This window comes from Cupriavidus sp. WKF15 (genome assembly GCF_029278605.1).
Taxonomy (GTDB): domain Bacteria; phylum Pseudomonadota; class Gammaproteobacteria; order Burkholderiales; family Burkholderiaceae; genus Cupriavidus.
In genome coordinates this window covers 843,858-869,957 of sequence record NZ_CP119572.1, presented here as the reverse complement: position 1 = coordinate 869,957, position 26,100 = coordinate 843,858, and the positions used below count along the sequence as shown (strand labels likewise).

The window sequence follows — 26,100 nt, the reverse complement described above, 5'->3', positions numbered from 1 at the left end:
TCCGACAGAGAGTTCAACAGGGGCACCGGAAATCGTACGCGTTCAGCCAGCCGAGCCGAACAGCTCCGGATAGCTGACGACAGCGGTACCCAGCTTGCCCACCACGATGCCGCCCGCGCGGTTGGCGAACTGCACGGCCTGCTTCAGCGACACCCCCGCCGCCAGCATGGTCGCCAGCGTGGCGATCACGGTATCGCCGGCACCTGATACATCATAGACTTCGCGCGCCTGTGCCGAGACATGCAGGACCTCGGCTTCCGTGTACAGGGTCATGCCCTCTTCCGAACGGGTCAGGAGCAAGGCCTCGAGCTGCAGGTCGCGACGCAGGTTCTGGGCACGCGCGGTGAGGTCCTGTTCGCTTTTCCAGGCCCCGACGACGCGGCGGATCTCGGCACGGTTAGGCGTGATCAGCGTGGCACCACGGTAGCGCGAATAGTCGTCGCCCTTGGGATCGACCAGGACCATCCGGCCCGCCGCGCGGCCGGCCTCGACCATGCGGCCGACGTGCGTCAGGCCCCCCTTGCCATAGTCGGACAGCACCAGCACCTCGTACTGGTTCAGGAGCTCCTGGAAACCATCGAGCACGCCCAGCAGCACTTCATGTGTGGGCGGATTCTCGAAGTCCACGCGCAACAGCTGCTGCTGGTGGGCCAGCACGCGCAGCTTGATCGTCGTGTTGACGCTGGCATCGCGGTGCAGGTACGGCTGGACCTTGCATGCTGACAGCAACGATTCGATGGTGCGGCCTGGCTCGTCTTCGCCTACAACGCCAAGCATGCCGACCTGCGCACCCAGCGCGGCCGAGTTGCGGGCCACGTTGGCTGCGCCGCCCAGGCGTTCATCGCTGCGTTTGATCTGGACGACCGGAACCGGCGCCTCCGGCGAAATACGCTCGACGTCACCAAACCAGTAGCGGTCCAGCATCATGTCGCCGACCACCAGGATGCGCGCCTGGCGGATCTGATCCTGCGAAATTTGATTCATAGCCATAGTTCCTCCGGCATACCGATCCTACTGGGACACGGCCGCCTGCCGATGCGTTCAGCGCTTCGCGCCCGAACGCCCGATCGCATGGTATTCGATACCGGTCTGCGCCATGGCCTCCGGCTCGTACAGATTCCGGCCATCGAAGATCACCGGCGTCTTCAGGCGCCGCTTGATCTGCTCGAAATCCGGGCTGCGGAAGACCTTCCACTCCGTCACGATCACGAGCGCGTCGGCACCATCCAGCGTTTCCATCTGGCCCGTGTGGAAGCTGATCCTGTCGATACCGCCAGGGATGTCTGCGAGATCCGCCTCCAGCGCGCGCCTGGCCTCGTCCATGGACACCGGGTCATGCGTGCGCAGCGTCGCGCCGCGCGAAATCAGTTCACGCGCGAGCACGCGTGAAGGCGCTTCGCGCATGTCGTCGGTATTGGGCTTGAAGGCCAGGCCCCAGAGCGCAAAGGTGCGCCCGCTGAGGTCATCGCCGAAACGGCGTACCACCTTGTCGCCCAGCACCTGCTTCTGGGCCCCGTTGACGGCTTCGACAGCCTCCAGCACGCGCATCGGCTTGCCATACTCCTCCGCCGTGCGCATGAGTGCCTGCACGTCTTTCGGGAAACAGGACCCGCCATAGCCGGCACCCGCATACAGGAAGCTGTAGCCGATACGCGGATCCGATCCGATGCCCATGCGTACCAGCTCGATATCGGCACCGACCTCGTCGGCGAGGTTGGCCAGCTCGTTCATAAACGAGATGCGCGTGGCCAGCATGGAGTTGGCCGCGTACTTGGTGAACTCGGCCGAGCGCACATCCATGTAGAAGGTGCGCTCATGGTTGCGGTTGAACGGCGCATAGAGCTGGCGCATGGTGGCCTGGGCATGGCGCCCGGCAGCGTCCGCGCTGCAACCCAGTACGATGCGGTCAGGGCGCATGAAATCTTCCACCGCGGCGCCTTCCTTCAGGAACTCCGGGTTCGACACCACGGAATACTGCAGGTCCTCCAGGCCGCGCGCGGCAAGTTCCTCGCGAATCACTGCCGTGACGCGATCGCCCGTGCCCACCGGCACGGTGGACTTGTCCACCACGACCTTGAAGCCAGTCATGTAGCGGCCAATGCTGCGTGCCGCGGCGAGCACATATTTCAGGTCGGCGGAGCCGTCTTCATCGGGCGGCGTTCCTACTGCGATGAACTGCACATCCGCGTGCTCGATGCTGGCCGCCACGTCGGTCGAGAACGTCAGACGTCCGGCCGCGCGATTGCGCTGGATGATCTCCTGCAAGCCTGGCTCGTAGATCGGCACGCCGCCGGCGTTGAGCAAGGCAATCTTCTTTTCATCGACGTCGAGGCAGAACACATCGTTGCCGAGCTCGGCCAGGCACGCGCCGGTGACAAGGCCAACATAGCCACTGCCAATAATGGTGACTTTCATAGCATGTACATGAAATAGATTCGCACGGTGGCCCGGTCAGCCTAGCGCTTCCGAGCGCCGGGGCGCATAGGTCTCCCAGCGGTTGCAGCCGGGACACTGCCAGTAGAAAAGCCGCGCGCGAAAGCCGCATTCGCGGCAGGTGTAGCGGGCCAGATTGCGCGTACGCAACTGCAGCAGATCACGGATCGCTGTAATTTCCTTTGCCTTGTCGCTGTCACCGGACTCATCGACGGCCAGGCCTTCGCCGCCGTTGCCGGCGACTGCGGCGGCAGGCGCCATGTCGGCAGCCTGGGCCTCGAAATACTTGGTCAGCGCAAGCAGCGTCGGCTGGCGGCGCAGTTGCTCGCGCATGAGTCGTGTCGCTGCTTCAGGTCCGTTCTGCTCCAGCTCGGTCTTGAATGCGACATCGAGCAGCTCGGGCGCGAGACTGCCCTTCAGCAGGCCGCGCAGCCAGTCGAGCGCGGCACCTTGCTCACCGAGCCCGGCATAGGCTTTCACCACGCGCTCGGCCACCAGCGGAAGAAAGGAGGCATCCTGTCGCTCGATGGCCAGCCAGTGGCCGAGCGCGGCACGGGCATCGCCAGCGGCGGCGGCCACGTCGCCGAGGAGGATCGGTGCGCGAACATTGGCGGGATTCTCTTCCATGGCCTGGCGCAACCACTTGACGGCATCTTCCGGGCGCTTGCGTTGCAGCGCATCCTGCGCGAGTTCGCAACAGAACTGGGCAATTTGCAGACGATGGTCCGTCTTGTCGAGCGCCTGCAGTTCGCGTGCGGCATCGATGGCTTTCTGCCACTCCTTCTCCACCTCGTAAAGCTCGAGCAGCACGCGCTTGGCCGAGGCCGCATACGGGCCGGACATCAGCCGTCGCAACGATTCTTCGGCCCGGTCGAGCAGGCCGGCGCGCAGGAAGTCCTGCCCCAGCTCATACAGCGCATGCTCGCGCTCGGGCTCCGGCAGGTCCGGGCGCGTGGCCAGGTTCTGGTGTACGCGAATCGCACGCTCGGTTTCGCCGCGGCGTCGGAACAGCGCGCCCAGCGCGAAGTGGAGCTCGGTGGTCTCGGGATCCAGCCTGGCCACTTCGACGAACGCATCGATGGCCTGGTCCGGCTGTTCATTGAGCAGGAAATTGAGGCCCTTGAAATACGAGCGCGGCAAGGCGCCCTGCTCGCTGATGAGCTGGCGCACATCCATGCGCGCCGCCATCCATCCGAGGCCAAAGACAAGTGGCAGCGCCAGCAGCCACCAGGTTTCAAACATCATGGATCAGACTTTCGGGCCAACTACGTTGTAAGGAGCGCTCTTTCCGTCACGTTCCGTGTCGGCAGATGTCGGCTGGCGGCCGGCATCGCCGAGCGCACGGCGCAGCCGCGCCACCTCCATGCGCTGGCGCATCAGGCCTGGTGCAATCGCAGCCAGGGCCGCAATTGCGCCCAGGACAAAGGCTACGAAGAGGATCAGGATCAGTGGTGCGCGCCAGACGGCGTCAAAGAAAAGCTGCAGCGAAGCGTCCGCGGTATTGCGCAGCGCCAGCACGAACAGCAGCGCAAACAGGACGATGCGGATAATCCAGGCGACGAGTTTCATGCAGTAAGGGCAGGCGTGGCGTTGCGGGAGCGCACATGCGCATCGCTGGCGTGCGGCAGACCCCGGCATTGTAGCGGAATCACTTCCAGCAAACGAAAACGGCAAGCCCGCACCAATACCCCAAATGAAAAAAGCGCCCCGAGCGGAGCGCCTTTTTCCATTCTCGACAACACAGTGCCGGCTGCCGGTCGGCATCAGGAGCGGGCCAGATTCAGCCCGCTTCCCTCATGCAGCACCGTCGAACTGCCCGGCGCAGCGCCCTGGGGGCCTTTGCCGGACGGCGTACCGGTCAGGTGTCCGTTACCTCCAGCGCCCGGAGGCGGCGTCAGGCTCCGGTCCACCCGTTCGCGCAACTCCTTGCCCGCCTTGAAGTGCGGCACCCGTTTCTCGGGCACCAGCACTCGCTCGCCGGACTTGGGGTTGCGCCCAACGCGCGGCGGACGCCGGTTCAGACCAAAACTGCCGAATCCGCGAATTTCGATGCGATGGCCATCGGCCAGCGCATCGGACATCGCGTCGAGTATCGTTTTCACTGAGATGTCCGCGTCCCGCAGCAGCAACTGCGGAAAGCGGGCAGCCAGTTTTTCGACGAGCTCCGACTTGGTCATGGGCGTTCGCGCGGGCGTCAGGGCCTGCGATTACTGGTTGTCCTGGCCGAGCTTGGCCTTCAGCAGAGCGCCCAGGTTGGTCGTGCCAGCAGTGCTGGTGTCGGCCTGGAACTTCTGCATCGCTTCCTGCTGCTCGGCGCTGTCCTTGGCCTTGATCGACAGGTTGATGTTGCGCGACTTGCGGTCGACGTTCACCACCAGGGCGGTGATCTGCTCGCCTTCCTTCAGCACGTTGCGCGCATCTTCCACGCGGTCAGCGGAGATTTCCGATGCACGCAGGTAGCCTTCCACGTCGTCGGCCAGCTGGACCACGGCGCCCTTGGCGTCAACGGCCTTGATGGTGCCGGTAACGATCGAGCCCTTGTCGTTGGCCGAGATGAAGTTGTTGAACGGATCGCCCGACAGCTGCTTGATGCCCAGCGAGATGCGTTCCTTGTCGACGTCGATGCCCAGGACCACGGCTTCGACTTCGTCGCCCTTCTTGTACTTGCGCACGGCTTCTTCGCCGGTCTCTTGCCACGACAGGTCGGACAGGTGCACCAGGCCGTCGATGCCGCCAGGCAGGCCGATGAACACGCCGAAGTCGGTGATCGACTTGATCTGGCCGCTCAGCTTGTCGCCCTTCTTGTGGTTGCGCGAGAAATCGTCCCACGGATTGGCCTTGCACTGCTTCATGCCCAGGCTGATACGACGCTTGTCTTCGTCGATATCCAGGACCATGACTTCCACTTCGTCGCCCAGCTGGACAACCTTCGACGGAGCCACGTTCTTGTTGGTCCAGTCCATTTCGGACACGTGCACCAGGCCTTCGATGCCGGCTTCGATCTCGACGAACGCGCCGTAGTCGGTCAGGTTGGTCACCTTGCCGAACAGGCGGGTGCCTTGCGGGTAGCGGCGCGAGATGCCGACCCACGGATCTTCGCCCAGCTGCTTCACGCCCAGCGAAACGCGGTTCTTTTCCTGGTCGAACTTGAGGATCTTGGCGGTGATTTCCTGGCCAACCGACAGCACTTCGCTCGGGTGGCGGACACGGCGCCAGGCCAGGTCGGTGATGTGCAGCAGGCCGTCGATGCCGCCCAGGTCAACGAACGCACCGTAGTCGGTGATGTTCTTGACGATACCGTTGACGATGGCGCCTTCCTTCAGGGTTTCCATCAGCTTCTGGCGCTCTTCGCCCAGCGTGGCTTCGACCACGGCGCGGCGCGACAGCACAACGTTGTTGCGCTTGCGGTCCAGCTTGATGACCTTGAATTCCAGGGTCTTGCCTTCGTACGGGGTGGTGTCCTTGATCGGACGCACGTCAACCAGCGAGCCCGGCAGGAACGCGCGGATGCCGTTGACCATGACCGTCAGGCCGCCCTTGACCTTGCCGGTCACGGTACCCGAGATGATTTCGCCGTCTTCCAGCGCCTTCTCGAGGTTCAGCCACGATGCCAGGCGCTTGGCCTTGTCGCGGGAAAGAATGGTGTCGCCATAGCCGTTCTCGAGTGCATCGATGGCCACGGAGACGTAGTCGCCGGCCTGCACTTCGAGTTCGCCCTGGTCGTTCAGGAACTCCTCCACCGGCACAAATGCCTCGGACTTGAGGCCGGCATTGACGACCACGAAATTGTGGTCGATGCGCACGACTTCAGCGGAGATCACTTCGCCAGCCTTCATATTGGAGCGGGCGATCGATTCCTCGAACAGTGCGGCAAAGGATTCGTTGGTTTGCAGGTCGGACATAAACGTAAGGTTCCATCCGCGGTACACCGGCCGGCGCGACCATCGCGCTCAGTCTGCCATGTGCAGCGGGGTCAGGTTAAACACTGCCGGCCATGCCTCTGGGCGGGCCGACACCTTGGTGCGGGCAGCGCCCGCCGCTTCGATACGCCTGACGAAGTCAGTATTTGCGCACAGCGGCGAACCACTCCAGCACCTGCGCCACTGCCTGATCCACCGTCATGTCGGAGGTATCGAGCAGGTTCGCATCCTCGGCGGGACGCAGCGGCGCGGCGGCACGGTTTCGATCCCGCGCGTCGCGCGCCTCAAGGTCACGCAAAAGGTCTTCAATACTAGCAGAAATTCCCTTATCAATCAATTGTTTATAGCGCCTGCGAGCGCGCGCCTCAACACTTGCCGTCAGGAATACCTTGAGCTGGGCGTCAGGGAAGATCACCGTGCCCATATCGCGGCCGTCCGCGACCAGTCCGGGCAGCTTGCGGAAATCGCGCTGCAGCTTGGTCAGCGCATCACGTACCGGCTGGTGCACGGCGATGGCCGAGGCACGGTTGCCGATGGCTTCGGCGCGGATCGCGAGGCTCACTTCCTCGCCGGACATCCAGACCCGGTCCGGGCCGAACTTCACATCGAGGCGCGACGCGGTTCTTGCAAGGGCATCGACATCGGCGATATCCACGCCCTCGCGGTCGCTCGCAAGCGCCACCAGGCGGTATAGCGCACCGCTGTCGAGCAGGTGGTAGCCGACCGCATCGGCCACCTTGTGCGCCACAGTGCCTTTACCGGAGGCGGTTGGACCGTCAATAGTGATGACGTGAACGATAGTCATTGCTGATGATGCCGACAGAAAACTTTGATTTGAAATTCAATTGAGAATCATTATCATTTGATTCATCATCCTGCGACGCTGCATCCAGCCCCTTCCCGTTACTTCCCTGATTTGTTTGCGAGGCAATCTACCATGGCCAAGACCCTGACGTTCGGCATCCTGCACCTCGGCATCGCCTTCAGCGTGACCTACGCGCTGACCGGCAGCCTGGCTGTCAGCGGCGCGGTCACATTCATCGAGCCCGCCATCAATACTGTGGCGCACTACTTCTTCGATCGCTACTGGGACCAACGGGAGCGCCGGCATGCACCGGCGCAGGCGGACGGCGCGGCGCTCAGCTCGTAATGCCGCCAAACACCGTGAAGTAGTCCGGGAACGTCTTGGCCACGCAGGCCGGGTCATTGATCCGGATCGGCAGCGGACCGAACGCGGCCAGAGAGAAACACATCGCCATGCGATGGTCATCATAGGTGCCAATGCCATCGGCCGGCGTCTGCCACTGCGCGGGCGGCGCCACCTTGAGGTAGTCCGCCCCCTCCTCCACCTGCGCACCGAGCTTGCGCAACTCGGTCGCCATCGCCGAGATACGGTCGGTTTCCTTGACGCGCCAGCTGGCAATATTGGTCAGCGTCGTCGTGCCTTCGGCGAACAGCGCGGCCACCGCGAGCGTCATGGCGGCATCGGGAATATGGTTGCAATCGAGTTCGATGCCGTGCAGCCGTCCGTCATCGCGTTCGGTGCCGCGCACCTCGATCCAGTTGTCGCCGGCCATCACATTGGCGCCCATCCGGTTGAGCGCCTCGGCAAAGCGCACGTCCCCCTGGATGCTCGCCATGCCCACGCCCTCCACGCGCACCGGACCACCGCCGATAGCACCGGCCGCGAGGAAATAGGACGCCGACGAAGCATCGCCCTCGACAAAGATCTCGCCCGGCGACCGGTAGACCGCCCCGGCCGGCACGATGAACCGCTCCCAGCCTTGCCGTTCCACATCGATGCCAAAGCGCGCGAGCAGGTTGAGCGTGATCTCGATATACGGCTTGGAGATCAGCTCGCCGACCACTTCGATCTCGATCCTGCCGCTGGCCGCCTGCGCCATGGGCAAGGTCATCAGCAACGCCGTCAGGAACTGGCTCGACACGTCGCCGCGCACGCGGATCGGCGCGTCGATGCGGATCTGCGCGGGACGGATATGCAAGGGCGGATAGCCTTCATTACCGAGGTAGCCGATGTCCGCGCCGACCTGGCGCAGGCCATCGACGAGGTCTCCGATGGGCCGCTCATGCATGCGCGGCACGCCCGACAGCTTGTAGTCGCCGCCCTGCAGCGCGAGCGCAGCAGTCAGCGGACGGATCGCGGTGCCCGCGTTGCCCATGAACAGTTCCGCCGCCTTGACCGGAAAATTGCCGCCCGAGCCGGTGACGATATAGTCGCCACTTTCCTGGCGCCACGCCACGCCGAGCGTTTTCAGCGCCTGCAGCATGACGCGGGTGTCGTCGGAGTCGAGCAGGTCGCGCACGCGCGTCTCGCCGCCGGCCAGCGCGGCCAGCAACAGCACGCGGTTGGAGATGCTCTTCGAGCCGGGCAGACGGACCGTGCCCGCGGCGCGGGTAAGGGGGGCAAGCGTCAGGTGTTCCATGGTATTCACACTAGGGCGCGGCTCACGGCCGCGCCAATTCAGGGTTCAGTATTGGCCGCGGCCGCTCGGTCCGCGCCCCATTGCAGGCGGGTCTTGCTCGCACGCGAAAAAATGCGCTCCAGCGCAGCGCCGTCGCCCTTCTCGATCTGCGTCCTGAGGTGCGCCAGCACCGACTGGTAGGTGTTCAGTTCGCGCAGCAGCGCCTCGCGGTTGGCGACACAGATATCGCGCCACATTTCCGGCGACGATGCCGCAATGCGCGTGAAGTCACGGAAGCCGCCACCGGCGAAGGCAAGCTTGAGCGCCGCGTCCTCGGCGTTGCCGACCTGCGCAACCAGCGCGTAGGACAGCACGTGCGGCAAATGGCTGACCGCGGCGAACACCGCATCGTGCTGCACGGCGGACATGACGTGGCACTCGGCACCGGCGCTTTCCCACATCGCGCGCACCGCGGCCACGTCGGCACGCGAGTTCTCCTGCAGCGGGCACAGCACGGTCTTCTTGCCGACATAGAGGTCGGCCAGCGCAGCCTCGACGCCATTGAGTTCGCGGCCCGCGATCGGGTGGGCCGGAACGAACTGGGCCACCTTGTCGCCAAGCGCCGTCTTGGCCGCCATGATCACGTCGGACTTGGTGCTGCCGGCATCCGTCACGATGGTGCCCGGCCCCAGGTGCGGCTCCAGCGCATGCAGCAGCGCGAAATTCTGTGCCACCGGCGCGCACAGCACGACCAGGCTGGCGTCGCGCACGGCGTCTTCCAGCGAAGCGGCTTCGTCGATGACACCAAGGTCAAGCGCCTTCTGCAGCGATGCCGGCGACCGGCCCACGCCAACCACCGTGCCGACTACGCCCGCGCGCTTGAGCGCGAGCGCGAGCGAACCGCCAATCAGGCCGACACCGACAATCACAATACGGGAAAAATGCAGAGCGCTCACAATCTCAGCCCTCGGGGGCGGGCAATACAGGGAATTCGAAAACAGGGATGCATGGTGCTCGCGCGGCTCACTTGAGCGCGCATTCCAGTGCCGCGATGAACGCGGCATTCTCGTCGGGCAAGCCGATCGTGACACGCAGCCAGCGCGGCAAGCCGTAGTTGCCCACGGGGCGGACAATCACGCCCTGCCTGAGCAGCGCCAGGTTGACGCGTGCACCGGCGTCATCGTCATCGCCAACGCGCACCAGCACGAAGTTGCCGGACGATGGTACCGACTCGAGCCCGAGGCGTGAGAAGGCGTCGATGAGCTGAGCCTTGCCCGCGCGGTTCAGCTCGGCACTGCGCTGCAGGAACGCCGTGTCGCCAAGCGCGGCGACAGCCGCGGCCTGCGCCGCGCTGTTGACATTAAACGGCTGGCGAACACGGTTCAGCAGATCGGTCAGCTCCGGCTGCGCCACGGCATAGCCGATGCGCAGGCCTGCCAGCCCGTATGCCTTGGAAAAGGTGCGCGACACCAGCAGGTTCGGATAGCGGCGCACCCACGCCACCGAATCATATTGCTGGTCGTCGTCGAGGTATTCGTTGTAAGCCTCGTCCAGCACCACGGCCACGTGAGCGGGCACCTTGGCCAGGAGCGCCTCCAGTGCCGCCGCGGGCGCGAAAGTCCCGGTCGGATTGTTCGGGTTGGCGATGAATACCAGGCGGGTATCGGGCGCGATCGCGGCGGCCATCGCTTCGAGGTCATGGCCATAGTCGCGAGCCTTCACCTCGATCGCACGCGCGCCGATTTCCTGGGTGGCCAGGGCATAGACCGCAAACGAGTATTCGGCGTACACCACCGACTGCCCCGGCGTGACCAGCGCATGCGCGGCCAGTTCAAGGATGTCGTTGCTGCCGTTGCCCAGCGTGAGCCAGTCCTGCGGTACACCGAGCTTTGCGGCAAGCGCCGCCTTCAGTTCAAAGCCGTTCGAGTCGGGATAGCGCCCCAGTTCGGCAATCGCCGCGGCCACCGCGTGCCTGGCGGACTCCGGCATGCCCAGCGGGTTCTCGTTCGACGCGAGCTTGACGATGCTTGCCTCCTCGAGACCGAACTCGCGCACGACCTCGGAAATCGGCTTGCCCGCCACGTAGGGCGAGATTGCCCTGACGTAATCCGGGCCGAACAGTACCTTGCCGCCCTGCTTGCCTTGCTCTGCCATCTCGTCTCCTTGCCGTCGCATCCGTGCGTACGCTTGCTCTTACTTGCTGGACGGGTACGACCCCAGCACCTTCAGGTAGGCGGCATTGCGCCGCAGCGTCTCGATCGCACGCGCGACCGCGGGCTCATGCTGGTGGCCTTCGACATCGACGTAGAAGTAGTACTCCCAGGCGCCGCTGCGCGCCGGGCGCGACTCGAAGCGGCACATCGACACGCCGTTCTCTGCCAGCGGGGCCAGCAACTGGTAGACCGCGCCCGCCTTGTTTGGCACCGACAGGATCATCGAGGTCTGGTCGCTGCCCGACGGCTCGGTCTCGTACCGGCCGATCACGGCAAAACGCGTGCGGTTGTGCGGATCGTCCTGGATATGCGGGCGAATGATATGCAGGTGATAGCGATTGGCCGCCGATTCACCGGCAATGGCCGCGACCGTCGGGTCTTCGCTCGCCATGCGCGCGGCCTCGGCATTGCTCGATACGGCCTGCCGCTCAAGGTGCGGATAGTTCGCGGTGAGCCAGTGCTGGCACTGCGCCAGCGCCTGCGCATGCGCGCGCACCACCTTGACGCCCTTCATGTCAGGCGACGAGGCCATCAGGTTATGGTGCACCTTCAGCGCAATCTCGCCGCTGATCTTCAGCGAGGTCTGCAGGAACAGGTCAAGCGTGCGCGACACCGCGCCCTCGGTCGAGTTCTCCACCGGAACCACGCCGTACTCGACGGTGCCCGCCTCCACGGCACGGAACACCTCGTCGATGCTAGGGCATGGCACCCCGCTCACTTCATGACCAAAGTGGGCGTAGAGGGCCTGTTCGGAGAATGTGCCAGCCGGACCGAGAAAAGCAATTTCGAGCGGCTTTTCCAGTCCACGGCAGGCCGACATCACCTCACGCCAGATCGACGCAACGCTCTCGCCTAGCAGCGGCCCCGGATTGGCGGCCTGCACCTTGCGAATCACCTGCAGCTCGCGCTCCGGGCGAAACACCGGGGCACCGTACTTCTTCTTCACTTCGCCGACATCGAGTGCAAGCTGCGCGCGCCGGTTCAGCATGGCCAGCAGTTCGCGGTCCACCTTATCGATCTGCTCGCGCAGGGGGGCCAGTTCAGCGCCGAGGGCGCGCTCCGCCTCGCTCGGGGAAGCACCGTTCTGCTGCGTCTCCTCGCGCGCGGTGTTGTTGTCTTCGCTTGTCATTTGCAGGAACCCGTTGGGCCGCTCCGCGCAGGAGGGCCTGAGAATGAAACGATGCCGCGTGCGTCTGGCGCGCGGCGGGCCGACGCGGCGCCGTCAGGCAGCGGCGCGTTCGAACTCGCGCATGAAGTCGATCAGCGCATATACGCCTTCGATCGGCATCGCGTTGTAGATGCTGGCGCGCATGCCGCCCACGGACTTGTGGCCCTTGAGCTGCAGCAGACCGTTGGCGCGGGCCTGCTGCAGGAATGCCTCGTTGCGGCTTTCGTCAGCGAGGAAGAACGGCACGTTCATGCGCGAACGGCAATGCGGATCGATCTCGTTGCGATAAAAATCGCTCTGGTCGAGGAAATCGTACAACGCCTTTGCCTTGGCAATATTGCGCTGTTCAATGGCCGGTACACCGCCCTGACGCTTGAGCCACTTGAACACGAGGCCCGCAATGTAGATGGCGTAGGTCGGCGGCGTGTTGTACATGGAGTCATGCTCCGCCACCAGGCGCCAGTTGAATGCCGACGGGCATAGCGGATGGGCGTGGCCAAGCAAGTCCTCGCGCACGATCACGATGGTCACGCCGGCGGGGCCGATATTCTTCTGCGCGCCGCCATACATGACCTGCACGCGCGACCAGTCGACCGGGCGCGATAGGATGTGGCTCGATGCGTCCGCCACCACGATGCGCCCCTGGTCCTGCCCAATGTCTGGAATTTCGTGAAACTCCACGCCACCGATGGTTTCATTGGTGCAGAGGTGCACGTAAGCCGCGTCATCTGACAGCTTCCAGCCGGCTACTGGGGGAACATTGGTGAACTTCCTGTCAGCGCTCGATGCGGCAATATTGACTTCGCCATAGCGCCGGGTTTCCTGTTCGGTCTTGACCGACCACGCCCCGGTCACCACGAAATCCGCCTTCGGGCGCTCTGCATCGCGCAGACGCATCAGGTTCAGCGGCACGATCGCGTTCTCGCCGATGGCGCCGCCTTGCAGGAACAGGATGCGGAAGTTCTTGGGGATGTGCAGCAGTTCGCGCAGGTCCGCCACGGCTTCCGCCAGAATCCCTTCGAACTCCTTGCTGCGATGGCTCATTTCCATGACCGACATGCCCTTCCCGTGCCATGACAGCATTTCCTCGGCAGCCTGTTGCAGCACTTCGGCAGGCAGTGCCGCCGGACCGGGCGAGAAGTTGAAGACACGTTCGGCCAATGCGCGCTGCATGCCAGCGAGAGCAGGAGTCTGTGGATCGTTCATGGACTGGAAAAGAAAAATGGCTGCCGGTGTAACCCAAGCAGCCATTATCCCTCAAACCCGCATCCCGTTGGGCGATGCGGGGCGGGCGCCGGACCAGCGCCCTGCCCGCCCAGCGATTACTTCGCGGCAGCCGAGATTTCCTTTTCGGCGGCATCGCGCATCGACTTGCCGACTTGCGGACCATACTTCTGCATCATCGAACCCCAGATCTCCTGGGTCGCCTTGCCTTGGTTGGCCATGAACTTCTGGCCGGTCGGCGACTTCAGGAACGTGGTCAGGTCCTTGATTTCCTGGGTGCTGTAGTACTTGCCGAAGGCGTCATAGTGAGCCTGGATGGCGTCCTTGCGGAAGCCGTCGGTGTTGAACGCCGTACCGGCGCCATCCACCATGCGCTGCACCGCGCCGTTCTTCTTCAGCTTCTCGACGGCGGCCTGCTTCTGCTTGTCGCTCAGCGTCTTGTTCTCGACCAGTACCTGTTCCAGCACAAGCGGAGCTTCCTGCTTGGCGCCTTGCTGCCAGTTGTCGGCCTGGCCCTTCACAGCCTGGTCGGCCTGCATGACGGAAAGCAGTTCCTTGATGGCTGCCGTCTTGTCCGCGTCCTGGGCATGGGCATGTTGCGCCACCATAAACGTCGGAACGAAAGCAGCCAGAACAGCGATACGTCGATAGGTCTTGAGCATTAATGACTCCCTGGAAAATATGTCCGTTTTAGTCCGGCCCGCCGTCTGGCGAGTTCCGGCCGGTGTCCTATTGTTGCAACAACTTACGAATTGGCATCGGTATCAGCGTCGTCGGCCTCTTCCGCCTCTTCCGAGCCGGAACCGTTATCGGCATCGCTTTCCACGATGCGCTGCAGGCCCGAGAGCTTGGTACCTTCGTCGACGTTGATCAGCGTGACGCCCTGCGTGGCACGCCCCATTTCACGGATCTCGGCCACACGCGTACGGATCAGAACGCCACCCGTAGTGATCAGCATGATTTCATCTTCGGGCGAAACAAGTGCAGCGGCTACCACACGGCCATTGCGCTCGCTCGTTTGGATCGCAATCATGCCCTTGGTGCCGCGCCCGTGTCGAGTGTACTCGGCGATGGGGGTGCGCTTGCCGTAGCCGTTCTCCGTGGCGGTCAGCACGCTGCCAGGCGAAGCCGCTTCGGCCTGCTCGGCGGTCTCGGCGGTTTCGGCCGGGGCCACGAGCATGGCGATCACCGCCTGCCCGTCGTCGAGGTTCATGCCGCGCACGCCGCGCGCCTGACGGCCCATCGGGCGCACATCGTTCTCGTCGAAACGCACGGCCTTGCCGGCGTCCGAGAACAGCATCACGTCGTGCTGGCCGTCTGTGACCGCCGCGCCGATGAGGTAATCACCCTCATCCAGATCCACGGCGATGATGCCGGCCTTGCGCGGATTGGAGAACTCCGTCAGCGCTGTCTTCTTGACCGTGCCACGGGCCGTGGCCATAAAGATGAAGTGCTCTGCATCGAACTGGCGCACCGGCAGGATGACGTTGATCTTCTCGCCATCAGACAGCGGGAACATATTGACGATCGGCCGGCCGCGCGAGTTGCGTGACCCCTGCGGCACCTCATAGACCTTCAGCCAATACAGACGGCCCCGGTTCGAGAAGCACAGGATGTAGTCGTGGGTATTGGCAACGAACAGCGTGTCGATCCAGTCGTCTTCCTTGGTGGCCGTCGCCTGCTTGCCACGTCCGCCGCGCTTCTGCGCGCGATACTCGGAGATCGGCTGGCTCTTCATATAGCCACTGTGGGACAGCGTGACCACCATGTCTTGCGGGGTGATCAGGTCCTCGGTATCCAGTTCAGTCGCGTTCAGCTCGATCTGTGAGCGGCGCTCATCGCCGAATTCTGCGCGGATGGCAGTCAGTTCGTCGGAGATGATGGTGGTAATGCGTTCCGGGCGCGCCAGGATATCAAGCAGATCAGCGATGATCGCCATCACTTCGCGGTATTCCTGGACGATCTTGTCCTGCTCCAGACCGGTGAGGCGTTGCAGCCGCATTTGCAGAATTTCCTGCGCCTGCGAGTCCGAGAGCCGGTACAGACCGTCGGCCTGCATGCCGAACACGGCCGGCAAGCCGTCCGGACGATACGATGCCCGGCCACCCGGAGTATCGGTTTCTGCACGCGCCAGCATCTCGCGGACGAGCCCGGAATCCCAGGACTTCGTCATCAATTCCTGTTTCGCAATCGGTGGCGTCGGCGCCGCCTTGATGATGGCGATGAACTCGTCGATATTGGCCAGGGCGACCGCAAGACCTTCCAGCACATGGCCGCGCTCGCGCGCCTTGCGCAGCTCGAACACCGTGCGCCGGGTGACCACTTCCCGACGGTGCGCCAGGAAGTACTCCAGCATCTGCTTCAGGTTCAGCAAGCGCGGCTGGCGATCGACCAGGGCCACCATGTTCATGCCGAAGGTGTCCTGAAGCTGGGTGTTCTTATATAGGTTGTTGAGGACGACCTCGGGCACTTCGTTGCGCTTGAGTTCGATCACCACACGCATGCCGGACTTGTCCGACTCGTCGCGGATGTCCGAAATGCCCTCGACCTTCTTGTCGGTGACCAGTTCGGCGATCCGCTCGAGCAGCGTGCGCTTATTCACCTGGTACGGCAGCTCGTCGACGATGATGGCCTGGCGCTGACCACGATCGATGTCCTCGAAGTGCGTGCGGGCACGCATGACGACGCGGCCACGCCCCGTACGGTAGCCTTCGCGCACGCCCTGGATGCCGTAGATAATGCCGGCAGTCGGGAAATCGGGCGCGGGAATCAATTCAATCAGCTCATCTATCGTAGCCTGCGGATTGCGCAGCAGGTGAAGACAGCCGTCGACGATTTCATTCAGGTTATGCGGCGGGATATTGGTGGCCATGCCGACCGCAATACCCGACGAACCATTGATAAGCAAATTCGGAATTCGCGCCGGGAGAATAGCGGGCTCTTTTTCCGAACCGTCATAGTTCGGATCGAAATCGACAGTTTCCTTGTCGATGTCGTGCAGCATCTCGTGGGCGATTTTCGAGAGGCGGATTTCTGTATAACGCATTGCTGCTGCGTTATCCCCATCCACCGAACCGAAATTCCCCTGGCCGTCGACCAGCATGTAGCGCAGCGAGAAATCCTGCGCCATGCGGACGATCGTATCGTATACAGCAGTGTCGCCGTGCGGGTGATACTTACCAATCACATCACCCACGATACGGGCCGATTTCTTGTAGGCCCGGTTCCAGTCGTTGTTGAGCTCATGCATCGCATAGAGCACGCGCCTGTGCACCGGCTTCAAGCCATCTCGTACATCGGGAAGCGCCCGGCCCACGATCACGCTCATTGCGTAATCCAGATACGAGCGGCGCATTTCCTCTTCGAGGGAGACCGGAAGGGTTTCTTTTGCGAATGGATCCATTGCGGCGTGGTTTATGCGGCGGGTTTAAGCGAAAGGAGGCCCATGTTTTCCGCCCCTATGCGCGAGGCATCCGGCGGCTGGCCAACGTGCCATTCTAACATGCGCGCGGACCCGCCTCCGCCCCCCTCCCCCGGGCCCGTTCGGACCTCCGCCGCGCTTGGATCGAAACCCGCAAAGCCTGATGCCACAAGGCTTTGCGGGTAATTCAAGGACCATGTTGCACAAACACCACAGGCCCCAAAACCCATTGATTGAATCGAATATATTTACTTCTTAGGAAACGAGCCTTGTGGCACAATTCCCCAGCGAAGAGCCAGACATTGTTCGAAGTGGAGCATACACCACATCGAGAATGTTATACTCCGAAGAATGTATGACTTGTTTTCGTCCATTTGCTCGCAGTAACCCTGCGGTGATCTCATCCTGAGAGGAGAAATATGAAAAAATTTGCCAAGCTCGCGCTCGTTGCAGCTACCGCAGTAATGGCTGCATCCGCTCAAGCCCAGTCCGTCCCCTATGAAAAGAAGGCCGTGAATGACAACTGGGGCAACGGTACGAGCGAGTACGTGTGGAAGAATGGCACGAACGAGCTCTGCTGGCGCGACAGCTCCTGGACCCCGGCTACCGCCAACGCCCTGTGCGACGGCGCCCTGGCCCCGGCCGCTGCTCCGGCACCGGCACCGGCACCGGTTGCTCCGCCGGTCGTCTCCAGCGAGAAGGTCACTTTCGCAGCTGACACCCTGTTCGACTTCGACAAGGCCGTCCTGAAGCCGGAAGGCAAGGCGAAGCTGGACGATCTGGTGTCGAAGCTGCAAGGCATCACCCTGGAAGTCATCATCGCCGTTGGCCACACCGACTCGTTCGGTTCGGACAAGTACAACGATCGCCTGTCGATCCGTCGTGCTGAATCGGTCAAGGCTTACCTGGTGAGCAAGGGCGTTGAAGCCAACCGCGTGTACACCGAAGGCAAGGGCAAGCGTCAGCTGAAGGTCGATGCGAAGTCGTGCAAGGGCACCCGCAAGGCACAGATCGCCTGCCAGCAGCCGAACCGTCGCGTGGAAGTCGAAGTGGTCGGCACCCGCAGCGCACGTTAATCGGATCCTTTCCGATGCAGAAAAGCCCAGCGCAAGCTGGGCTTTTTTTTTGGTACAGTTGGCCAGACCCCCTTCCCATCCGCCGGCTCAGGCACATTGCCCATCGCCGGCTCCGAACACCATGACGTCGCCTACGCAAGCCTTGCCGCCCTCCGCGGGCAACTCCGCCGGCCGGAACGCCGATCCCAAGGAAATCGATAAATTCAGCGAGCTGGCTCACCGCTGGTGGGATCCGAACAGCGAGTTCAAGCCACTGCATGACTTGAACCCGTTGCGCCTGGGCTGGATTGACGGCATTGCCGGGCTGGCCGGCAAGAAAGTAGTCGACATCGGCTGTGGCGGCGGCATCCTGTCCGAGAGCATGGCCCGGCTAGGCGCCCAGGTGCGCGGCATTGACCTGTCAAGCAAGGCCTTGCGCGTGGCCGACCTGCACAGTCTGGAATCCGGTGTTGCGATCAACTACGAGGAGATCGCCGCTGAAGCGCTGGCCGCTCGCGAACCGGGCAGCGTTGATGTCGTGACTTGCATGGAAATGCTCGAACATGTGCCCGACCCCGCGTCCATCGTCCAGGCCTGCGCCACCCTGGTTCGTCCCGGCGGCCATGTCTTCGTGTCCACCATCAATCGCAACCTGAAGGCCTACCTGATGGCCATCGTGGGCGCCGAGTACATTTTGCAGATGCTGCCGCGCGGTACGCACGACTATGAAAAGTTCATCACGCCTTCCGAACTCGCGCGCTTTGCCCGCAATGCCGGACTGGACCTCATCGAGGTATGCGGCATGAGCTACAACCCGCTCTCCCAGGTTTATTCGCTGGGCCGCGACACGGACGTGAACTACATGATGGCCTTCCGCCGGGTGGTCGAATGACGGCGGGGATCGACGCTGTATTTTTCGATCTGGACGGCACGCTGGCCGATACCGCACCAGACCTGGCCGCCGCGGCCAATCGCCTGGTGGTCGAGCATGGACGTTCGCCGGTCGCCTACGAAAAGCTGCGGCCGGTTGCATCGCACGGCGCGCGCGGACTGCTCGGCGCAGCGTTCGGCAAGCAACCCGACGACCCTGACTTCCCCGCTCTGCGCGACCTGTTTCTCGATTACTACGAAGCCGACATTGCCGTGCATACGCGTCTGTTCGACGGCATGTCCGACGTGCTGGAATCGCTGGAGGCCGCCGGCATCCGCTGGGGCATCGTCACCAACAAGATTGCGCGATTCACGGTGCCGCTCGTGGCTGCCATCGGGCTCGCGCCAAGGGCCTCCGCCGTTGTCAGCGGTGACACGACGCCCCATGCCAAACCTCATCCCGCCCCGCTGCTGCATGCCGCCGAACTGAGCGGCGTGGCGCCGCAACGATGCGTGTATGTGGGCGACGACTTACGCGACATCCAGGCAGGCAAAGCCGCAGGCATGCTCACCATCACCGCTGCCTACGGGTACTGCGGCGAAGGCGAGCCGCCGGAAACCTGGGGCGCCGACTACCTGGTGCGGCATCCGGCCGAGTTGATTCCGCTTCTCATCCCGGCCTGATCCGGAGTTCGCATGCAAAAACGGAACCCGGCGCGGCAACTTCCGTCCAAACCGAGTACAATCCGTTCTTCTCATCACTGGGGCCGACCTGGTTTCGACGTGGGTTGCGAAGCAGTGGAGGGCATACCGAGGACCCGTCACCTCGTTAATCAATGGGAATGTAATAACTGCTAACGACGAACGTTACGCACTGGCAGCCTAAGGGCCGCCGTCCTCGCACTGGCTCGCTGACGGGCTAGGGTTCGCAAGAACCAGCGAGGTCATTTACGTCAGATAAGCCCCGTCGGTGTCACGACTGCAGGGACGAAAACCAAGTGACTCGCCATCGTAGAGCGTGTTCGTCCGCGATGCGGCGGTTAAATCAAATGACAGAACTAAGTATGTAGAACTCTCTGTGGAGGGCTTGCGGACGCGGGTTCGATTCCCGCCGGCTCCACCAGTATTTCCGAAACCCAGCCTTTGCCGGCTGGGTTTTTTCTTGGCCTTATGGGAGGCCGTCCGCCCCACGCCACGTGGGCGTCGCCGCTGCCACCCATTCCGGCGTCTACAATACCGTCCTGCAGTCTGCCCTGTAGCCTTGCCATGTCCGACTATCCCCGCTTCACTATCAACCGCGCCCTGGTGGCGATCGTTCCGGAGCAGCCGTTTCTGGACTGGATCCAGGCCGTCGATCCGGAGCCTGTCCCAAACCTGACGCTGGAACACATACGGGAAGACCAAAGCGTTTTCCTGCTGCCCGAGGAACTGGCGGACACGACCGACAATGCCAGGCATTGGGTGGAAAAACGCTGGCGTGGCTTCTTCGAGTTCATGCTCGCCGAGTGGTTCGACGAGTCGCTGTGGCCAGCGCAACTGTCGCTGGAAATGTTCCGCGACTGGTTCAGCATTCACTACCACTCGACCGTCTTCGACATGGTCGCGGATACCCCGCTGATGCACGACGACCAGTACGACGACGAGGACGGCGAGGAACTGCTGCATTGATGCAGCAGTTCCTGACAGCGCAAGCTCAGAGGAAGCGATCGAGTATCTTGCGGCTGTGACGATCCAGCGCCATCAGGTCGCGGATCAGGTAGTGGATGCCATGGCTGTCTGAAATCAGCAGCGTGCTGCCGGCCAGGCGGCGGATATCTTCCTCGCCGCGCAGCACCAGCGTGGTCTGTCCGCGGTCGGTCTGCACGGTCCACTCGCTCGGCGTAGCGAATGTGGAGACGCTGACGATGCGCTGGATCTCCGGCATGAATTCGCGCGCGGCCAGCTCTTCTTCCACCAGGAAACGCTGCGGTCCCGAGAGCCCATCGAGCCGCGGAATCCAGGCCAGCTCGCGGCCGTCCGTGCTCATCATGCCGATGCCGTCATCGGGCGCGCCGATCGGGAAGGCGCGCACCGGTACCACGCCCTCGTGCGCCGTGCCGTTGCCAAGCGTCAGCACCAGCTTGCCGAAAGCGTTGCGGGTCAGCGTGAATTCCGTATCGGGAATTTCGCCAGCGATAAGGTTGGCATCATTAAGCATTGGCGGTCTCCGTGCCTAGCAGGGCATCCTCGTCGGCCGGCTCGTCCTCGGTATCGACGTTGCGGGCCTGTGCCTGGTACAGCTTGTAGTAGGCCCCTTCGCGCGCGAGCAACTCGTCGTGGCCACCCACTTCGACAATCTGTCCGCGGTCCATCACCACCAGGCGATCGGCCTTGCGCAGCGTGGACAGACGATGCGCGATGGCGATCGTGGTGCGCCCCTGCACCAGGTTATCGAGCGCCTTCTGGATTTCCTTTTCGGTCTGCGTATCCACCGACGACGTGGCCTCGTCCATGATCAGGATGCGCGGATTGATCAGCAGCGCGCGCGCAATCGAGATGCGCTGGCGCTCGCCGCCGGACAGCGCCTGGCCCCGCTCGCCGACGAGCGAGTCGTAGCCGTGCGGCAGCCGCAGGATGAATTCGTGCGCATGCGCGGCGCGCGCGGCCGCGACAATCTCCTCGCGCGTCGCGCCAGGCTTGCCGTATGCGATGTTCTCGGCGATGGTGCCGAAGAACAGAAACGGCTCCTGCAGCACCAGGCCGATATGGCGGCGGTACTCCGAAACCGGCAGCGAACGGATGTCGATACCATCGACGCGGATCGCACCTTCGGACACGTCATAGAAGCGGCAGATCAGGTTGACCAGCGTACTCTTGCCCGAGCCGCTGTGCCCGACCAGCCCGATCATCTCGCCCGGCGCGATCGACAGGTCCAGGCCGCGGATCACCGCGCGGTTGCCATAGCGGAAACCAAGGTCGCGCATCTCGATGGCGCCCTCGACCTTCTCCAGCTTCGCCGGGCGCACAGGCTCTGGCACGCTCGAGACGTGGTCGAGAATATCGAAGATGCGCTTGGCGCCGGCCGCCGCCTTCTGCGTGACCGACACAATCCGACTCATCGAATCGAGCCGCGTATAGAAGCGGCTGATATAGGTCAGGAAGGCCACCAGCACACCGACCGTGATGGCGCTGTGCGACACCTGCCAGATACCGAACACCCACACCACCAGCAGGCCGATTTCCGTGAGCAGCGTCACGGTCGGCGTGAACAGCGACCACACCGCATTCACGCGATCGTTGATCGCGAGGTTGTGCTTGTTGGCTTCGCGGAAACGGGCCACTTCACGCTTTTCCTGCGCGAAGGCCTTGACCACGCGGATACCGGGAATGGTGTCGGCCAGCACATTGGTGATCTCCGACCAGATCCGGTCGATCTTCTCGAAGCCGTGGCGCAACCGGTCGCGCACCAGGTGGATCATCCATGCGATGAACGGCAGTGGCACCAGCGTCACGAGCGCGAGCCAGGGGTTGATCGACACCAGGATCACCGCCGTCATCACGATCATCAGCACGTCGGTGGCAAAGTCCAGCAAGTGCAGCGACAGGAAGACGCAGATGCGATCGCTCTCCGAGCCGATGCGCGCCATCAGGTCGCCCGTGCGCTTGCCGCCGAAATATTCCAGCGACAGCTTCAGCAGGTGTTCGTAGGTGGTGGTGCGCAGGTCCGCGCCGATGCGCTCGGACACGCGCGCCAGCAGGTAGGTGCGCGCCCATCCCAGGCTCCACGCCACCAGCGCCGCGCCCAGCAGTCCCGCCAGGTACAGGCGCACGAGGCCATAGTCGATCGGCACCCCGTTCTGGAACGGGATCAGCACCTTGTCCATCAGCGGCATGGTCAGGTACGGCGGCACCAGCGTAGCCGCCGTGGACAGCAGCGTCAGGAGGAAGCCTGCCAGCAGTTCCCAGCGGTACGGGCGCGCAAAGCGCCACAGGCGCAGCAGCGCCCACGTCGACGGCGGGGTCTCCACCTCGCGGCTGCATTGCGGGCACTGCTCCTCGCCGGGCGGCAGCGGGGCCTTGCAGATGGGGCACAGCACTTCGCCGGCACCCTGTGGTGCACCGGCAACAGGCGCATCGCGACGCGCCTCGAACTGATCGACGAGCCGCAGCGCGGCAGGATTGTAACCAAGCGTGTAGTGCCAGCTCGCCAGGCGCGCCGTGGCACTGCCTAGTTCGAGCGTCCCGACGCCCGCATGATCGGTGTGCGACAGGCGCAGGCCAGGCTCGATGGCCCATTCCCGCACACTTTTTTCACCGGGAGCACTGGCCAGAAGCCGCTGGTCCGTCACAACCAGCCACCCTTGGGTAAAATGCAGCCTCGCGTCGAGGTCGAGTTCCAGCCCGGCCAGGATGGTCTCGCCGGGGCGGAGCACCGCACCGGCTGCAGCCCGCCAGGGCTCGTCCGGGACGCGGCTTTGAGAGACGGGCAGGGAGGATTGGGTCATTGTCGGCGCGCCTTGCAGCGTCCAGCGGAAACGGACATAACTTGAAACAATTTAGAATGGCCGCACACTGGCGGCCCGCGATTTTGCCCGCAAGTATACATAACGCAAACCAGCGGGTGCCCTGATGCATTGCACAATCGGATGTCAGCTAAAGAAGTCAACCTGACGTATGCTGTAACGTTATTGAAAGGTTAGGCTTCCATTTCTCGGGCGGTTCCGCCCATTGCCTCAAGCTAAATCAATGAAAAAGAAGGACATTGAGATTTTCGATGTCATGTCGCTGCGCGGCCCGAATATGTGGACATATCGGCCCGTGCTGGAGGCGTGGGTCGATATCGGGGAGCTGGAGGATTTTCCCTCCAACACGATTCCGGGGTTTTACGAACGCCTGTCGGCATGGCTGCCCACGCTGATCGAGCATCGCTGCAGCATTGGCGAGCGCGGCGGCTTCCTGCAGCGCCTCAAGGAAGGCACTTGGCCGGGCCACATCCTGGAACACGTGACGCTTGAGCTGCAGAACCTGGCTGGCATGCCCGGCGGATTTGGCAAGGCCCGCGAGACCCCGATCCGCGGCGTCTACAAGGTGATCGTGCGCGCCTGGCACGAAGAAGTCACGCGCGCCGCCCTGTTCAGCGCACGCGACCTGGTCATGGCCGCGATCGAGGACCTCCCCTTCGATGTGCCCGCCGCCGTCGACAACCTGCGCCGCCTGGTCGATGAGCACTGCCTGGGCCCGAGCACGGCCTGCATCGTCGATGCCGCCGACGACCGCGACATCCCATCCATCCGCCTGTCCGACGGCAACCTGGTGCAGCTTGGTTACGGTGCGCGCCAGCGCCGCATCTGGACGGCCGAGACCGACCGCACCAGCGCCATCGCCGAAAGCATCTCGCGCGACAAGGACCTGACCAAGAGCCTGCTGGAATCGTGCGGCGTGCCGGTGCCGGAAGGCCGCATGGTCGAGTCGCCGGAAGATGCCTGGGAAGCCGCCGAGGACATCGGCGTGCCGGTGGTGGTCAAGCCGTACGACGGCAACCATGGCCGCGGCGTCTTCACCAACCTGGTGACGCGCGAGGAAGTCGAGACCGCCTACGCGGTGGCCATCGAGGAAGGCAACGGCGTGATCGTCGAGCGCTTCATCCCCGGCAACGAGCACCGCCTGCTGGTCGTGGGCGGCCGCATGGTCGCCGCCGCGATGGGCGAGACCGCCAGCGTGGTCGGCGACGGCAAGTCCACCATCGAGGAACTGATCGAGCTGCAGATCAATTCGGATCCGCGCCGCGGCACCACCGAAGACCATCCGCTGAACCGCGTCCGGCTGGACTCCGCCGCGCGCCTGGAGCTCAAGCGCCAGGGCATGGATGGCACCTCGGTACCCGCCGAAGGCAGGACCGTGCTGATCCAGCGCACCGGCAACGTGGCATTCGATGTCACGGACCGCGTGCACCCCAGCGTGGCCGCGCATGCAGCGCTGGCCGCGCGCGTGGTCGGCCTGGATATCGCAGGCGTGGACCTGGTGGCCGAGGACATCTCGCGCCCGCTGTCCGAGCAACGCGGTGCCATCGTGGAAGTCAATGCAGGCCCTGGCCTGCTCATGCACCTCAAGCCGGCGGAAGGCACGCCGCGCCCCGTGGGCCGCGCCATCGTCGACCACCTCTTCCCCGAGGCCGACGACACCAACCCCGGCCGCATCCCGGTGGTCGGCATTACCGGCACCAACGGCAAGACCGTGGTGGCCAAGCTGGTCGCCCGCCTGCTGCAGCTGTCGGGCAAGCACACCGGTCTCGCCTGCAGCGACGGCCTGTTCCTGGACCGCCGCCTGGTGCAGGCCGGCGACCGCGCCAACTGGGACGCGGGCCATCGCATCCTGATGAACCGCGCGGTGGAAGCCGCCGTGTTCGAGAACGACAGCGGCTCCATCCTCTCCGAAGGCCTGGTCTATGACCGCTGCCAGGTCGGCGTGGTCACCAACTTCGATGCGCCCGACCACATGGGCGACTACTACGTCGAAGACGAGGACCGCATGTTCAACGTACTGCGCACCCAGGTGGACGTGGTGCTCAAGAACGGCGCGGCCGTGCTCAACGCGCGCGACGAACGCGTGGTGGAAATGGCCGAGCTGTCGGACGGCGACGTGATCTTCTTCGGCCTGACGGCCGAACTGCCGGCCATCGTCGCGCATCGTGCCAACGGCAAGCGCGCCGTGTTCGTGCGCGACGGCAAGGTGGTTCTGGCCACCGGCAACAGCGAAACGCCGCTGGCCGATGTGGCTGCCATTCCGCTGACCTATGCCGGCCGCGTCTCGTTCCAGGTGGAAAACGTGCTGGCGGCCGTCGCCACGGGTTGGGCGCTGGGCATCTCCAATGACCTGATCCGCGCCGGCATCGTGACCTTCGACGTGGGCCAGGTCGACGTGCCGGGCCGCTTCACGCTGTTCGAGCGCAACGGCGCCATCGTGGTCGTGGACGATGCGCACAACGCCCCTGCGCTGGAGGCCCTGGCCGCCGCGCTGGACCGCTTCCCGGCCGAACGCCGCATGATCGTCTACGGCGCTGGCGTGCAGCGCCGCGACGAAGACATGGTCCGCCAAGGCAAGGTCCTGGGCGCCACCTTCGACCGCGTGTTCCTGTGCGAAGACCGGAGCGTCAAGCGCGCGCTGCCCGACGCAGAAGCCCGCGCCCTGCTCAAGCAAGGGCTCTACGAAGGACGCCGCGTCACCAAGATCATCGACGAAGGCACGCGCCGCGACGCCATCGAGACCGCGCTCGGCCAGTTGGTGGCCGGCGACCTGCTGGTCCTGCAGTGCGACGAAAGCGCCACCGCCGCCACCGTCGACCGCGTGCACCAGTGGATGGGCCAGCCCCCGCGCCGCGCCTGACGGCCCGAAGA

At 63.8% G+C, this 26,100-nt stretch carries 22 protein-coding genes and 1 other RNA gene; 7 read left to right on the top strand and 16 right to left on the bottom strand.

All coding sequences use genetic code 11. The annotated features are described in order from the left end of the window. Positions 1-42: 42 nt before the first annotated feature. The 7 genes from rfaE1 to cmk form a co-directional block, all read right to left on the bottom strand. Positions 43-990 (bottom strand): D-glycero-beta-D-manno-heptose-7-phosphate kinase, encoded by a 948-nt coding sequence (gene rfaE1, locus CupriaWKF_RS04135; RefSeq protein ID WP_276099763.1) that lies wholly within the window; start codon positions 988-990, stop codon positions 43-45. 51 nt (positions 991-1,041) lie between these two features. Next, on the bottom strand, positions 1,042-2,415 hold the full coding sequence (locus CupriaWKF_RS04130; protein WP_276099762.1) for a UDP-glucose/GDP-mannose dehydrogenase family protein: 1,374 nt from the start codon (positions 2,413-2,415) through the stop codon (positions 1,042-1,044). 36 nt (positions 2,416-2,451) lie between these two features. Then, positions 2,452-3,678, bottom strand: a complete 1,227-nt coding sequence (lapB, locus tag CupriaWKF_RS04125) for a lipopolysaccharide assembly protein LapB (RefSeq protein WP_276099761.1) — start codon at positions 3,676-3,678, stop codon at positions 2,452-2,454. Positions 3,679-3,681: 3 nt separating this feature from the next. Continuing rightward, a complete protein-coding gene (locus tag CupriaWKF_RS04120; protein WP_276099760.1) occupies positions 3,682-4,002 on the bottom strand; it encodes a lipopolysaccharide assembly protein LapA domain-containing protein in 321 nt (106 codons plus the stop codon). A 194-nt stretch (positions 4,003-4,196) separates the two neighbouring features. Next, the gene (locus tag CupriaWKF_RS04115; protein WP_276099759.1) at positions 4,197-4,610 is read right to left on the bottom strand and encodes an integration host factor subunit beta; all 414 of its coding nucleotides are present in this window, start codon (positions 4,608-4,610) and stop codon (positions 4,197-4,199) included. 30 nt (positions 4,611-4,640) lie between these two features. Continuing rightward, positions 4,641-6,335 carry a 30S ribosomal protein S1 gene (gene rpsA / locus CupriaWKF_RS04110; RefSeq protein ID WP_224077984.1) on the bottom strand — a complete coding sequence of 565 codons (1,695 nt, stop codon included), beginning with the start codon at positions 6,333-6,335 and terminating at the stop codon, positions 4,641-4,643. 157 nt (positions 6,336-6,492) lie between these two features. Next, the gene (gene cmk, locus CupriaWKF_RS04105) at positions 6,493-7,158 is read right to left on the bottom strand and encodes a (d)CMP kinase (protein WP_276099758.1); all 666 of its coding nucleotides are present in this window, start codon (positions 7,156-7,158) and stop codon (positions 6,493-6,495) included. A 132-nt stretch (positions 7,159-7,290) separates the two neighbouring features. On the opposite strand from cmk, the gene CupriaWKF_RS04100 reads away from it, so the two are divergent. Beyond that, positions 7,291-7,503 carry a DUF2061 domain-containing protein gene (locus CupriaWKF_RS04100; protein WP_276099757.1) on the top strand — a complete coding sequence of 71 codons (213 nt, stop codon included), beginning with the start codon at positions 7,291-7,293 and terminating at the stop codon, positions 7,501-7,503. On the opposite strand, the gene aroA is transcribed toward CupriaWKF_RS04100, so the two are convergent. From aroA to gyrA, 7 genes are all read right to left on the bottom strand, one after another. Further along, complete coding sequence (gene aroA, locus CupriaWKF_RS04095) at positions 7,493-8,797, bottom strand: 3-phosphoshikimate 1-carboxyvinyltransferase (RefSeq protein WP_276099756.1); 1,305 nt, start codon at positions 8,795-8,797, stop codon at positions 7,493-7,495. The genes CupriaWKF_RS04100 and aroA overlap by 11 nt on opposite strands. Positions 8,798-8,835: 38 nt before the next feature. Beyond that, positions 8,836-9,732, bottom strand: coding sequence for a prephenate dehydrogenase/arogenate dehydrogenase family protein (locus CupriaWKF_RS04090; protein ID WP_276099755.1), 897 nt, complete (start codon positions 9,730-9,732; stop codon positions 8,836-8,838). A gap of 67 nt (positions 9,733-9,799) precedes the next feature. Then, the gene (hisC, locus tag CupriaWKF_RS04085; RefSeq protein ID WP_276099754.1) at positions 9,800-10,930 is read right to left on the bottom strand and encodes a histidinol-phosphate transaminase; all 1,131 of its coding nucleotides are present in this window, start codon (positions 10,928-10,930) and stop codon (positions 9,800-9,802) included. Between the two features lie 39 nt (positions 10,931-10,969). Further along, entirely contained in the window at positions 10,970-12,118 is a 1,149-nt protein-coding gene (gene pheA / locus CupriaWKF_RS04080; protein WP_276099753.1) for a prephenate dehydratase, read from the bottom strand. Positions 12,119-12,211: 93 nt separating this feature from the next. After that, a complete protein-coding gene (gene serC, locus CupriaWKF_RS04075) occupies positions 12,212-13,363 on the bottom strand; it encodes a 3-phosphoserine/phosphohydroxythreonine transaminase (RefSeq protein ID WP_276099752.1) in 1,152 nt (383 codons plus the stop codon). A 116-nt stretch (positions 13,364-13,479) separates the two neighbouring features. Beyond that, complete coding sequence (locus CupriaWKF_RS04070; RefSeq protein WP_276099751.1) at positions 13,480-14,043, bottom strand: DUF2059 domain-containing protein; 564 nt, start codon at positions 14,041-14,043, stop codon at positions 13,480-13,482. Positions 14,044-14,126: 83 nt separating this feature from the next. Further along, on the bottom strand, positions 14,127-16,784 hold the full coding sequence (gene gyrA, locus CupriaWKF_RS04065; protein WP_276099750.1) for a DNA gyrase subunit A: 2,658 nt from the start codon (positions 16,782-16,784) through the stop codon (positions 14,127-14,129). 437 nt (positions 16,785-17,221) lie between these two features. Here gyrA and ompA point away from each other — a divergent pair, with 437 nt between their 5' ends. From ompA to CupriaWKF_RS04040, 5 genes are all read left to right on the top strand, one after another. Beyond that, positions 17,222-17,878, top strand: a complete 657-nt coding sequence (gene ompA / locus CupriaWKF_RS04060; protein ID WP_211947270.1) for an outer membrane protein OmpA — start codon at positions 17,222-17,224, stop codon at positions 17,876-17,878. 121 nt (positions 17,879-17,999) lie between these two features. Further along, on the top strand, positions 18,000-18,749 hold the full coding sequence (gene ubiG, locus CupriaWKF_RS04055) for a bifunctional 2-polyprenyl-6-hydroxyphenol methylase/3-demethylubiquinol 3-O-methyltransferase UbiG (RefSeq protein WP_276099749.1): 750 nt from the start codon (positions 18,000-18,002) through the stop codon (positions 18,747-18,749). Further along, positions 18,746-19,411 carry a phosphoglycolate phosphatase gene (gene gph, locus CupriaWKF_RS04050; protein ID WP_276099748.1) on the top strand — a complete coding sequence of 222 codons (666 nt, stop codon included), beginning with the start codon at positions 18,746-18,748 and terminating at the stop codon, positions 19,409-19,411. Before ubiG ends, gph begins: the two co-directional genes overlap by 4 nt. 79 nt (positions 19,412-19,490) lie before the next feature. After that, positions 19,491-19,850: a transfer-messenger RNA gene (gene ssrA, locus CupriaWKF_RS04045) on the top strand. Positions 19,851-19,993: 143 nt separating this feature from the next. Further along, the gene (locus CupriaWKF_RS04040; protein WP_276099747.1) at positions 19,994-20,395 is read left to right on the top strand and encodes a hypothetical protein; all 402 of its coding nucleotides are present in this window, start codon (positions 19,994-19,996) and stop codon (positions 20,393-20,395) included. A gap of 25 nt (positions 20,396-20,420) precedes the next feature. On the opposite strand, the gene CupriaWKF_RS04035 is transcribed toward CupriaWKF_RS04040, so the two are convergent. Then, positions 20,421-20,924, bottom strand: coding sequence for a DUF1854 domain-containing protein (locus CupriaWKF_RS04035; RefSeq protein WP_276099746.1), 504 nt, complete (start codon positions 20,922-20,924; stop codon positions 20,421-20,423). Beyond that, a complete protein-coding gene (locus tag CupriaWKF_RS04030; RefSeq protein WP_276099745.1) occupies positions 20,917-23,211 on the bottom strand; it encodes an ABC transporter ATP-binding protein in 2,295 nt (764 codons plus the stop codon). The genes CupriaWKF_RS04035 and CupriaWKF_RS04030 overlap by 8 nt, the downstream gene beginning before the upstream one ends. 241 nt (positions 23,212-23,452) lie before the next feature. Here CupriaWKF_RS04030 and cphA point away from each other — a divergent pair, with 241 nt between their 5' ends. Then, the gene (gene cphA / locus CupriaWKF_RS04025) at positions 23,453-26,089 is read left to right on the top strand and encodes a cyanophycin synthetase (protein ID WP_276099744.1); all 2,637 of its coding nucleotides are present in this window, start codon (positions 23,453-23,455) and stop codon (positions 26,087-26,089) included. Positions 26,090-26,100 lie beyond the last annotated feature (11 nt).